Origin of the sequence: Sebaldella sp. S0638 (assembly GCF_024158605.1) — a bacterium.
Lineage (GTDB): Bacteria > Fusobacteriota > Fusobacteriia > Fusobacteriales > Leptotrichiaceae > Sebaldella.
Map to the genome: position 1 here is coordinate 18,653 of NZ_JAMZGM010000051.1, position 11,372 is coordinate 30,024.

At 31.7% G+C, this 11,372-nt stretch carries 11 protein-coding genes and 11 tRNA genes; 20 read left to right on the forward strand and 2 right to left on the reverse strand.

Going from position 1 to position 11,372, the window contains the following annotated elements; translation table 11 throughout:
- The first annotated feature begins 194 nt into the window (after positions 1–194).
- The 13 genes from NK213_RS13295 (at position 195) to NK213_RS13355 (ending at position 6,174) form a co-directional block, all read left to right on the forward strand.
- On the forward strand, positions 195–2,654 hold the full coding sequence (locus NK213_RS13295; protein ID WP_253349954.1) for an AMP-binding protein: 2,460 nt from the start codon (positions 195–197) through the stop codon (positions 2,652–2,654).
- A 166-nt stretch (positions 2,655–2,820) separates the two neighbouring features.
- A complete protein-coding gene (locus NK213_RS13300) occupies positions 2,821–3,393 on the forward strand; it encodes a biotin transporter BioY (RefSeq protein ID WP_253349956.1) in 573 nt (190 codons plus the stop codon).
- A gap of 140 nt (positions 3,394–3,533) precedes the next feature.
- Positions 3,534–3,621 (forward strand) — tRNA-Leu (locus tag NK213_RS13305).
- Positions 3,622–3,669: 48 nt separating this feature from the next.
- Positions 3,670–3,746, forward strand: a tRNA-Met gene (locus NK213_RS13310).
- Between the two features lie 20 nt (positions 3,747–3,766).
- A tRNA-Gly gene (locus NK213_RS13315) sits at positions 3,767–3,842 on the forward strand.
- A gap of 3 nt (positions 3,843–3,845) precedes the next feature.
- Positions 3,846–3,921, forward strand: a tRNA-Lys gene (locus NK213_RS13320).
- A 10-nt stretch (positions 3,922–3,931) separates the two neighbouring features.
- Positions 3,932–4,008, forward strand: a tRNA-Arg gene (locus NK213_RS13325).
- 11 nt (positions 4,009–4,019) lie between these two features.
- A tRNA-Ile gene (locus NK213_RS13330) sits at positions 4,020–4,096 on the forward strand.
- 3 nt (positions 4,097–4,099) lie between these two features.
- Positions 4,100–4,174 (forward strand) — tRNA-Glu (locus tag NK213_RS13335).
- Positions 4,175–4,597: 423 nt separating this feature from the next.
- Entirely contained in the window at positions 4,598–4,954 is a 357-nt protein-coding gene (locus NK213_RS13340; protein ID WP_253349958.1) for a hypothetical protein, read from the forward strand.
- A gap of 158 nt (positions 4,955–5,112) precedes the next feature.
- A complete protein-coding gene (locus NK213_RS13345; RefSeq protein WP_253349960.1) occupies positions 5,113–5,763 on the forward strand; it encodes a uracil-DNA glycosylase in 651 nt (216 codons plus the stop codon).
- A gap of 242 nt (positions 5,764–6,005) precedes the next feature.
- Positions 6,006–6,093 (forward strand) — tRNA-Ser (locus NK213_RS13350).
- Positions 6,094–6,098: 5 nt separating this feature from the next.
- Positions 6,099–6,174, forward strand: a tRNA-Phe gene (locus tag NK213_RS13355).
- Positions 6,175–6,346: 172 nt separating this feature from the next.
- Here NK213_RS13355 and NK213_RS13360 read toward each other — a convergent pair.
- The gene (locus tag NK213_RS13360; RefSeq protein ID WP_253349962.1) at positions 6,347–7,729 is read right to left on the reverse strand and encodes a recombinase family protein; all 1,383 of its coding nucleotides are present in this window, start codon (positions 7,727–7,729) and stop codon (positions 6,347–6,349) included.
- A 91-nt stretch (positions 7,730–7,820) separates the two neighbouring features.
- Positions 7,821–8,126: a hypothetical protein gene (locus NK213_RS13365; protein WP_253349964.1), complete on the reverse strand. Its 306-nt coding sequence runs from the start codon at positions 8,124–8,126 to the stop codon at positions 7,821–7,823.
- 212 nt (positions 8,127–8,338) lie between these two features.
- Here NK213_RS13365 and NK213_RS13370 point away from each other — a divergent pair, with 212 nt between their 5' ends.
- From NK213_RS13370 to NK213_RS13400, 7 genes are all read left to right on the forward strand, one after another.
- A complete protein-coding gene (locus NK213_RS13370) occupies positions 8,339–9,016 on the forward strand; it encodes an XRE family transcriptional regulator (protein ID WP_253349965.1) in 678 nt (225 codons plus the stop codon).
- Between the two features lie 54 nt (positions 9,017–9,070).
- On the forward strand, positions 9,071–9,445 hold the full coding sequence (locus NK213_RS13375) for a hypothetical protein (RefSeq protein ID WP_253349966.1): 375 nt from the start codon (positions 9,071–9,073) through the stop codon (positions 9,443–9,445).
- 182 nt (positions 9,446–9,627) lie between these two features.
- A complete protein-coding gene (locus tag NK213_RS13380; RefSeq protein ID WP_253349967.1) occupies positions 9,628–9,816 on the forward strand; it encodes a hypothetical protein in 189 nt (62 codons plus the stop codon).
- 35 nt (positions 9,817–9,851) lie between these two features.
- Complete coding sequence (locus tag NK213_RS13385) at positions 9,852–10,007, forward strand: hypothetical protein (RefSeq protein WP_253349968.1); 156 nt, start codon at positions 9,852–9,854, stop codon at positions 10,005–10,007.
- A gap of 246 nt (positions 10,008–10,253) precedes the next feature.
- Positions 10,254–10,324, forward strand: a tRNA-OTHER gene (locus tag NK213_RS13390).
- A gap of 24 nt (positions 10,325–10,348) precedes the next feature.
- Positions 10,349–11,155 carry a prohibitin family protein gene (locus NK213_RS13395; protein WP_253349969.1) on the forward strand — a complete coding sequence of 269 codons (807 nt, stop codon included), beginning with the start codon at positions 10,349–10,351 and terminating at the stop codon, positions 11,153–11,155.
- Between the two features lie 15 nt (positions 11,156–11,170).
- A tRNA-OTHER gene (locus tag NK213_RS13400) sits at positions 11,171–11,237 on the forward strand.
- Positions 11,238–11,372: the final 135 nt, after the last annotated feature.

The window sequence follows — 11,372 nt, forward strand, 5'->3', positions numbered from 1 at the left end:
TTTAATTGGACATTTGTATATTAACGTTTAATGTGTCTGGGCAAGAGAAGTATCTCGGAAAAAGCCGCGGTGTTTTGACAAATCATCCTGAATGTCCGGAATTACTGACTTTAAGAAGCAGATAAAAAAATATGTTCTTATATTATAATTTATGGTATGATAAATAAAAAATAAATTTATGAGGCTGATAATATATGTTTATGAGAGAAGATAACCATCTTGCATTTGTGGATTTTAATAATAAGCCGCATACATATGCAGAATTAATGTCGAATATAAAAAGGTTTTCTAATGTATACGACGAACTTAATGGTGAAAATGTACTTATACTAATGGAAAACAGACCGGAATGGCTGTATGCCTTTTTTTCAATATGGAATAATAAAGGCGTGGGAGTAGCAATTGATGCTAACAGCAATCCCGATGAAATGGCATATGTAATAAATGATGCCACACCAAAAATAATATTTTGTTCGAACGAAACTAAAGGAAATATGGAGAAAGCCCTCGGGAAAATAGATTCTCTGCCGGACAGCGTAAAGATAATAAATGTAGATGACATAAAAGCAGAGGAAATAGAGGAAAAGCCGGGAGAATACAGGGTTCCGGGAAAGGATGATACAGCAGCTATGCTTTATACATCAGGAACTACCGGAAATCCAAAGGGTGTAATGCTTTCATTTGAAAATCTGATGTCAAATATGGAAGGAATAATAGCAAGGGAAATTATAACAGATGTGGATCAGACACTGGCTCTGCTTCCGTTTCACCATGTACTGCCCTTAATGGTAACCTTAGTGGTAATGCATTCAGGTGCTTCGATAGTTTTTGTTTCAAAAATAGCAAGTAAAGAAATGCTTGAGGCACTTGGAAGAAACAGAGTTACAATAATGGTGGGAGTCCCGAGAGTGTATAAGCTTCTCGGAGATGGTATAAAGGCACAGATAGACAGCAGTTTTTTAGCAAGAAAGATATACAATTCAACAAAATTTATAAAATCAATGAAGATAAGAAAAGCTATTTTCGGAAAAGTACATAAGAAACTGGGGAATAATCTGAAACAGCTTATTTCCGGAGGGGCAAAACTGGATGTAGAAGTCGGGGAAATATTCGAACGGCTTGGTTTTTACGTAACTGAGGGCTACGGGCTGACTGAAACGTCTCCGATTATTGCTGTAGCTACAATAAAAGAACGAAAACTCGGAACAGTGGGAAAACTTCTTCCAAGAACAGAAGTGAAAATAGTAGAGGAAGAAATATGGATAAAAGGGCCTCAGGTAATGAAAGGCTATTATAAAAAACCTGATAAGACAAAAGAAATAATAACTGAGGACGGATGGCTGAAAACAGGAGATATAGGTGATCTTGACAGTGAGGGATATCTTACTGTAAAAGGACGTAAATCCAGCATGATAGTTTTATCAAACGGTAAAAATATTGATCCTGAAGCTATAGAAACCAAAATACAGGCAATAAGTAAAAATCTGATAAAAGAACTGGGGATTGTAGCGAAAAATGAAAAGTTGAATGCTATAGTAGTGCCTGATCTTGTAGAATTCAGAAAACAGGGTAAAAATAATATACAGCAGTACATAAAAGAGATAATCGAGGACTATAATCTTGAAGCAGCCAGTTACAGAAAGGTTTTACATTTTAAGCTGGTGGAAGAAGAGCTGCCTAAAACAAGGATCGGGAAGTTAAAAAGATTTATGCTGCCGGATATTCTTGATGACAAAGCAGAAAAGAAAGAGAAGGTTCCTGAACCTGATACAAACGAGTATAAAGTATTAAAGGATTATGTGAAAAAGCTAAAAGGCTTTGAGCCGGGGCCTGATGATAATCTGGAACTGGAAATAGGTCTTGATTCGCTTGATAAAGTAGAACTGCTTGCATATATAGAAAATAGTTTCGGACTGAAACTGGATGAAGGGAAGTTCTCGGAAATTTCTACATTAAGAAAACTTTCAGAATATATAAAAGAACGTGCAACAGAATTTTATGAAAAAGAAGTAAACTGGAGTGAGATTATAGAAGAAGTACCTGTAAGAAAAACAAACTCAGGATGGATAGCAAGGGCATTCAGACTTCCTATTCTATTGATACTGAAATTGTATTTCAGACTGAAAACAGTGGATAAGAAAAAGCTTACAGGCGAACAGGTAATTTTCGTATCAAATCATCAGAGCTTTATAGATGCATTAGTGGTAGCAGGGGTATTTCCGGCAAAGATACTGAAAAAAACATCTTTTCTTGCAATTGATCTTTATTTCAAAAAAGGTCTTATGAAATACATAGCAGAAAATGCAAATATAGTCGTCATAGATATAAATAATAATATAAAGCACACAATAGAAGAGATAACAAATGCACTGAAACAAGGAAGAAACATTTTGATTTTTCCTGAAGGTGCAAGAACAAAAGACGGCAAAGTAAGCCAGTTTAAAAAAGTTTTTGCTATTCTTGCGAAAGAATTAAATATCAGTGTTCAGTGTATCGGGATAAAAGGAGCATTCGAGGCATATTCAAGATATACAAAGTTTCCTAAACCAAGAAAAATAGAAGTAAAAGTACTGGAAAGATTCTCCCCCGAGGGAAGTTACGAGGATATCGCAGCAAAAGCAGAAAATATAATAAGAGAATATGTAGAAAATTAGAAAATAAATAAACAGCCGGATTTTATATTCCCGGTTGTTTTTTAGTTTTGGAGATATGCTTACAAGCTAAAGAACAGGCTTAGAGAGAGAATTTTTGTTTAGATTTGACATTATGGTGATAAATTGATAAAATACACTTGTTATTCTCAAGAAAGGTGTGATTTTGATGAGAGAAAATATTTTAATTAATAAGATAATAAAAGAAAAAAATGAAAGCATAGTTACAGAATTATTGTTAATAGTTTTTGGCGCAATTTTTCTGGGTATGACTGCAAGAATTACAATAATGCTTCCATTTACGCCGGTACCAATTACAGGGCAGACATTTGGTGTTCTTATGATCGGATTGGTTTACGGAAGAAAATTAGGATTGAAAACTATAGGAGCATATATTGCCGCAGGTATGGCAGGACTTCCGCTTTTTGGAACAGCAGGACCAAGTCTTCTGTTTTTGAAACCCACAGGAGGATACCTTATAGGATATGTTTTCATGGTTTTAATATGCGGTTACCTGACTGAAAAAGGATGGGGGAAATCTTATGTTAAAACTCTTGCTATGATGCTGCTTGCTGAAACAGTAATGTACTTTTTCGGTCTGATACATTTATCTTTTTTTGTAAAAGGAAATGTACTTGAAATGGGACTATACCCGTTTATAATAGGTGACTTAGTGAAGATGGCACTGGTAACTTTTTCAGTTCCAAGTGTATGGAAAGCAGTGGATTCTTTCAAAAAATAACAAAAAAATGAAAAAAATTTTTCTCCGGGAAGCATTGAATTTATTGGTTTTGATGAAACAGAATGCCATTTAATGTTAAATTAAATAAGAAATCTGTTGACATCTGAAGCTAGATACTATATAATACTTCTTGTCTGTGTGCCTTGGTGGCGAAATCGGTAGACGCACAGGACTTAAAATCCTGTGGTGAATATCACCGTGCCGGTTCAAGTCCGGCCCGAGGCACCATCGGAGTAACACATGTTGTTGAGTAAATGGAAAGAGAGAATACTTTGACGCGGAGTAGAGCAGTCTGGTAGCTCGTCGGGCTCATAACCCGAAGGTCGTTGGTTCAAATCCAGCCTCCGCAACCAATAAAATACAACACTTATATGCGGGAGTAGCTCAGTTGGTAGAGCGTCAGCCTTCCAAGCTGAATGTCGCGAGTTCGACCCTCGTCTCCCGCTCCATAAGAGCCATTAGCTCAGTCGGTAGAGCACATGACTTTTAATCATGGTGTCACTGGTTCGATTCCAGTATGGCTCACCAAAATAATTTTGTGCCTGTAGCTCAGTTGGATAGAGCAACGGCCTTCTAAGCCGTGGGTCAGGAGTTCGAATCTCTTCAGGCACGCCATACAAAATTATGGATCCGTAGCTCAGGTGGTTAGAGCACTCGGCTCATAACCGAGTGGTCACTGGTTCGATCCCAGTCGGATCCACCATTTGCACCCTTCGTCTAGTGGTTAGGACACCGGGTTTTCATCCCGGCAACAGGGGTTCGATCCCCCTAGGGTGTACCAAGGTTATAATATATTGGTGCACAGCACTAATGTTGAAGATAAATATTCGCTGTTTGGATTTACGGCGATTTTTTTTGTTTAAATTCTTTTCTTTTCCTTCCTGTTAGTTTTGGAAATTCATATTTTATCTCTATTCAATTTTTTATAAAATTACATTTTGATCATAGAAAATGAAATAACTATTTATTTTGTTGTTAAAGAGGATACTGTGTTTTTGTGTCCGTCAGTCTGGCTGCATGTTAGAAAATGTCTAAAAATGGCGTTTTTTTTAATCTGAGAGGATGAGAGAACAGTGTTTGCAGATATTTTAGAAAAGGATTATGGGGATCAGCCTGAATTTATGCGGTAAACGGAAATTTTTATTGAAGATATGAAGAGAATAGATTAGAATATCAGAAAAGTACTGTTTATTCAGGAGGGATAATGGTAAGTAAAAAAGGAAAGCGTTTATTAAAGACAAAGCACGGAATATTTTACTGGTATGTGAAAAATGACTGGTATAGTGTAGGAATAACAGAGGGGAATTCTTACGGACTTACACTTTATATAGCATCTGATAACAGAAAAGAAGCACTGCATTATCTGATAGGCAGTGATTTTGTGACTATAAGTGCGAGTAAAATTTTTTTTGGAAAAGATTTTAAAGGATGGCAGAGAATAAAATGTCCGGTCTGGAGTAAAGAAATAATTACACCCGGTATAGTGGAAAAGATAATAAACTGGCATATGGAGGATAATAAAGAAATTATCAGGACAGATTATACAGGAAAAGTTTTATAAAATAGAATTATATCAGAAATTTATTTGACAAAAAAAATGTGTTGAGATAGAATTATAGAAGATGAAATCATTCTTGAGTATTATATTTTAAAGAGAAATATTTTAGTATGATTTTGTTACGGAAATACTAATTCTAAAAAATTCAGGAGGCAGTCAGAATGAAAAATACATGGAAAGAATTGCTGGAAGAGGAAAAGGAAAAAGAATATTTTAAAAATCTGGAAGAATTTTTGGATAAAGAATATGAAACAATTGATATTTATCCTGAAAGAAAAAATCTTTATAATGCATTGGATTTGACCAGTTATGAAGATACAAATGTGATAATTCTGGGGCAGGACCCATATCATGGACCGCATCAGGCACATGGTCTGAGTTTTTCCATAGAGTCGGAAAAAGCAAAATTTCCTCCTTCACTTCGTAATATGTTTAAGGAACTGAAATCAGATCTTGATATAGAAAGAACGGAACGTAATCTTACAGATTGGGCAAAGCAGGGAGTACTGCTTTTGAACACGGTGTTAACAGTGCAGGCTGGGAAAGCAGCTTCTCACAGAAAAAAAGGCTGGGAAATTTTTACTGATACTGTTATAAAAAAGCTGAATGATAAAGATGAACAGGTGATTTTTGTACTTTGGGGCGGGGATGCCAAAAAGAAGGTTCCTTTAATCACGAACCCTAAACATAAGATAATAGAAGGAGTTCATCCGAGTCCTTTATCTGCACATACAGGATTTTTCGGGAGTAAGCCGTTCAGCAAGATAAATGAATATTTGAAAGAGGCTGGAAAAGATACGATTAACTGGTAATTTTGAATTTTTAATTATAGAATTTTTTGGTAATTTATATAGAAAGCAGGGGAAATATCTTAAAAATCCCTGTTTTTTTATTTTGAGATCAAATGTTTTCAGGTATTGAAGGAGATGTTGGAACGCTGAATTTAAAGGCTTTGAGTGGAAATGGGAATTTTTTTTCTTTTTTTTCTTGACATCATGCTTATTTTTTGGTATATTATATGGGTTCTGTTAAGTATTATGTAGAACAGAGAGATGGAAGAATGTCCGAATTGGCTAAGGAACCGGTCTTGAAAACCGGCGAAACCGCAAGGTGTCTGGGTTCGAGTCCCAGTTCTTCCGCCATTTATGCCCAGATAGCTCAGTCGGTAGAGCAAGGGACTGAAAATCCCTGTGTCCGTGGTTCGATTCCGCGTCTGGGCACCATATGTATCTACAGACTATCAAAAAAATCTTATTTTAAAAGGCTTTCAGAGTTTTCTAAAATAAGATTTTTTATTTGAAAATCTAAAAATACGAATTTTATATTAAAAAAATAGCTTTTCAATGGAAAAAGTACCCAGACTATTAAAAAAAGATGCCCTATTTTAGGCATCTTTTATATATTTAATTTTATGTTAAATTGTAATGGGGCTTTTGAAATTAAAATTATTTCATTAATTAACATCCTGAAAATTTCATTTAATTCAGTTATTTCATCATCTTTTATATTTTTAATAACATTTCTAAGGATTTCAATGTTGTCCATCTGGTTATTTTTTTTATCTTCAAAGGCAATGATAGAGGAAAACTTTTTTATATTTTGATTTTCTAAATCTATTTTATTATCAATTCTTTTTTTAGATTTTACGAATTCATTTTCTGTTAGTAGATTTTTTGTAAGTAAATCTATAAGTTTTAACTTTTCGTCTTCGAAAGAAGAGATTTTTTTATTTGAGATATTTATTTTTTTTTGCATATTGATTGTGTTATCGGCAGTAACCATACTATTAAGCTTTTCTAATTCTGTCATTTGCATTAATCTTTTAAGAATTTCTTTTTCTATTTTAATTGTACTTATGGCTTTATTACAGATGTTACATTTATAGTTATTAAATCCCTTACTGCAGGTTGATTTATACATTTTTCCACCACAATGACATTTTAAGATTCCAGAAAATAAAAGACCATTAGTTTTTATTATATTGTTTTGAGAAATCAAATCTTGAACTGTATCAAAAATATCTAAATCTATTATGGCAGGGTGTCTTCCCTCAAAAATATTTTTAAATTCTTTATGCCTTTTATAGGTATTTGTATCAATGTTATTTTCCTGTTTTCCATAGGGTAATTTACCAATGTAAAATTTATTTGAAAGCATAAATTTTATACTAGAAATATTTCTGTGGTATTTTTCAGCAACTTTTTTTAAAGATCTGTATTCAATATAATCTAAAAAGATATTCTTTAATATATAGGCATTTTCCTCATCAGGAATTATGTTATTATTATTATCTTTCGTATATCCAAAAGGTAGTGTTCCCCCTTGCCAGATACCATCTTTTGCTCTAGCTAGTTTATTAGATTTTGTTCTGATAGAAATTTGTTTTCTTTCAAATCCGGCAAGCCCACTCTGAATGTGAAAAAAAAGCATGCCTGTAGGTGTTGTGGTATCTAACTCCGGTTGTGAAATAGGTATGAATTTTATTCCTTTTTCGTTTAAATCGAATACAAAATTAATAAGAGTTTTTGAAGTTCTTGAAACTCTGGAAATTTCAAATACAATGAGGACATCAAAAGATTTTTTGTGTATTTCTTTCATTAATTCTAAGAATCCAGGACGATCATCTTTTCCACCGGATTCTACATCTGAAATAACTCTTTTTATATGGTAGCCTTTTGAGATAGCATATTCTTGAGTTTTTATTATTTGATACTTTAGACTTTCATTATCTTCCTGCATGGTTGTGCTAACTCTGGCATATATTATGCAGTTTTGCATTTGCTATCCTTTCTTTGCTCTTGCTTTTCATATAGTTTTTTTATTTTGAAAATAATTATATTTAAGTTTTGATTTTCCATAATTATCAACCTCATTTGAATAATTTTATTTTTTGTGTTATAGTTTTATCGTTAGTTTTCATCGAGACAGTTTTTAGTCTGGCCAGATTATCGCTGTCTCTTTTTTCATATATAAATTTACTTTTCTGATCCAATACTTTTATAAACTCCCACAGTTTTAAAATATAGCTATCAGGTTTATTGAATTTAATGTCAGTAAAAATAAATATTATAATTGTAATGAAAGCAATTAACATCCAATTTTGACCTAAAAAGCTTCCAGTATACCATTTAAATATTTCTGTATTTCCAATGTAGATACAGATTTTTTCTATCATTTTACCATCTCCTATTTATTATTTTATTTTAACCCAAGTATCAAACATATTTCATTTACCAAAGTAAATAAAAAATATAAAAAAATATATATTTTGTGTTTATTTATTTGATTATATAAAAAAAATTTACCAAAGTCAAGATAAAAAAATAAAAAAATTTACCAAAGTCAAAAAAATATAATATAATAAGATGAGGTAAGGAAGGAGAAAATATGAAAAAACAATCTTTGGGAGAAGTTTTGAGAGAAGCTAGAGAAAGAAAAGGTTACTCGTTTGAAAAGCTTTCACTGTTAATGAAAAGTCAAGGTGTCAAAATTTCAGAAAGTGGTTTATATAAGATAGAAAGTGGAAAAACTAAAAGCCCTGATATAAAAATATTGAAAAAATATTGTGAGATTTTTTCTTTAGATTTTAATATTGTATTTAAGTTAGCAGGTATAGATTTGACTGAACTATCGGAATTAATGAAGCTAAGAAATGAGAATGAAAAAATTGAAATTCCATTATATGGGAGTGCTAGTGCAGGAAATGGTTTTTTAAATTTAGATGTAGAAATTGGAAAGTTCGAAATTCCTGAAAAAGATTATAGAGAAGATTATTATGCGGTTAAAGTTGTAGGAGAGAGTATGGTCGGTAGTAATGGTATAATACCAAATGGATCAATTGCCTTAGTTAATCCTAATTGTTTAGAATATAATGATTATAATAAAAAAATATTTATATTTACATATAAAGAAGAAACTTATATAAAACAAGCTATTGTTGATGAGCAAGATATACTTAGATTGAGGTCTTTTAATTCTGAATATCAAGATGTGATTGTATTAGATGAAAATGAATTAATATGTCATGGTAGGGTAATAAAAATATATTATAATGCTATTTTTTAATCATTCGTATCAATCTCATATTAAGATATAAGAAATATTAAGAAGGAGAGAATGATGAAAATATGTGAAGTATTAAAAAATGCTAGAGTATCGAAAGAATTATCATTGAGGCAAATTGAAACTAGATTAAAAGGAAGAGGTATGAATTACACACATACAAATATAAAAAGAATAGAAGATGGAGAATTTGAAAAAGTTCCTGTTATTGTTTTAAGTGCTTTATCAGAAATATATAATTTGGATAAAATAGAAGTTTTTAATATGGCAGGGGCTAATTTATCACCAATGAAAAAAAAGGAACTGAATGTTTTTTTGAATGAAGCAAGTTCCTTTTTTTATGATGAAACAATTGATGAGGATGATAAATTAAAGTTTTTAATGGGTTTTCAAGAAATATACTTTAAAGCAAAGTTTTTCAATAAAAATTAAATTTTAGAGTATTGAAAATAAATAGAGAAATTAATTGAAGGATATATCAGAAAAATTATTTATAACTGATGTGATATTTAAATATAGATGTAGTTTAACGATAGGGAGGTATAAAATATTTTTTTTACAAATATATTTACTTTAGTAAATAAAAGTGTTATAATCGCACTGAGGTGGTGAAATTGGATTACAAAGATGTAAAGAAAATTTTAATAGAGAAAGACTTGAAATTAAAAGATTTGATATATAAATTGCCGAAAAAGAATGGTGAAGTATATACAACAAAAGCAGGAATAATAAATGCATTAAAACACAGTAAGGATAAAAAACAAAATTGCAAACGTGCAGTTAATTTTTTAATACAAATATAATTTACTTTGGTAAATAAAAAAGGGGGGGTGATGAAATGCTGAATACAATATTATTGGGAATTATAGCAATAGAACTAGGGATAATAGTTTGGAATACTAGGAAGAAGAAAACCACAGAAAATTCAATAAATGCTGTAATGGATAAGATTAATTTGGGCTTGAGTAAGACGAAAAAGCGCGTTTCATTTTAATTTAGATTAGGCTTTATGTCTGGAAGAATCAATATTGAAAAAATTCATAGAAAGGAAAGTAAAAAAAAAGAAAAAGAGTTTATAGAAGTATTAATTAATGTTATAGAAAGCTGGGTTAAATTAATAAAGGGTGTGTAGAGATTTATTTATTATTAAAATTTGAAAGTTTCTATGAGGAGCTCTTTAAAATTATTTGGACAAGATTTTAATACAGTATGTCTAGAGGTTTGTCCCACCTCTAATTATGGTATGGTAGTTTAACAGGTAAAACGTCAGCCTTCAAACTGGTGTTCTTGGTTCGAATCCAAGTCATGTCGACTAATAAAATAAAGGAGGAATAAATGAAAAGAGACAAATATGGAGATTTAGAGTTAGAAAAAAAGGATTATTTGAAAATAGGTATAGGGATTCTAGTTTTAATTGGAATAGTAATATCTTTACCATCTATTTTTACTGTAAAGACAGGAGAAACAGCAGTGATAACAAGGTTTGGGAAAGTAGTTAGAACTGAACAGGCAGGACTAAATTTCAAAGTTCCGCTAATAGAGAAAAAAACAAAAATAGAAACAAGAGAACAGAAAATTCAATCAAAATTTTCTGTATCATCAGAAGATATACAGTCAATAGATACAGAAATAGCAGTTCAATATAGGATAGTAAATATAATGAAGTTGTATGAAGACTTTAAAAATGATTATAAGCCAAGACTTTTGGAGCCGAGAATATCAGAAATAGTACAGGCAAATACAGCTAAATATACAATAGAGGAAGTTGTAGAAAAAAGGCAGCAATTATCCCAAGACATCTTCAATAATCTGAAAGCTGATCTGGAACCATATGGAATTCAAGTGACAAAAGTGTCGATAATAAATCATGATTTTTCAGATGCATTTGAAAAGGCAATAGAAGCAAAGAAGGTGGCACAGCAAAATGCAATGAAAGTGGAGATAGAAAATCAGCAAAGAATAAAAACTGCAGAAACAAATTTGAAATTAAAAGATTTAGAAGCACAGGCAAATCAAAAATTAACTGAATCTCTGACACCATCAGTATTAAGAAAAATGTATATTGATAAGTGGGATGGAAAACTCCCAAAAGTGCAGGGAAGTAATAGTATTGTAAATATACCTATAGATGACAAGCAATAGCTTGTTATCTTTTATGGAATAGTAGCATAATGGCAAGTGCTGCCTTGGTTGGTGAGTTCAGGTTCGATTCCTGACTATTCCAAAGTTATATATAACAAACATAGCTGAAACTATTGTTTGATTTTCTAAGGAGACTGTATGTGGTGTTAGTATGAAAAAGTGGACACAAAAATCTTGATTGTGTAAACTAATTGAGAGAAGGCAGGTGTCCGAAATG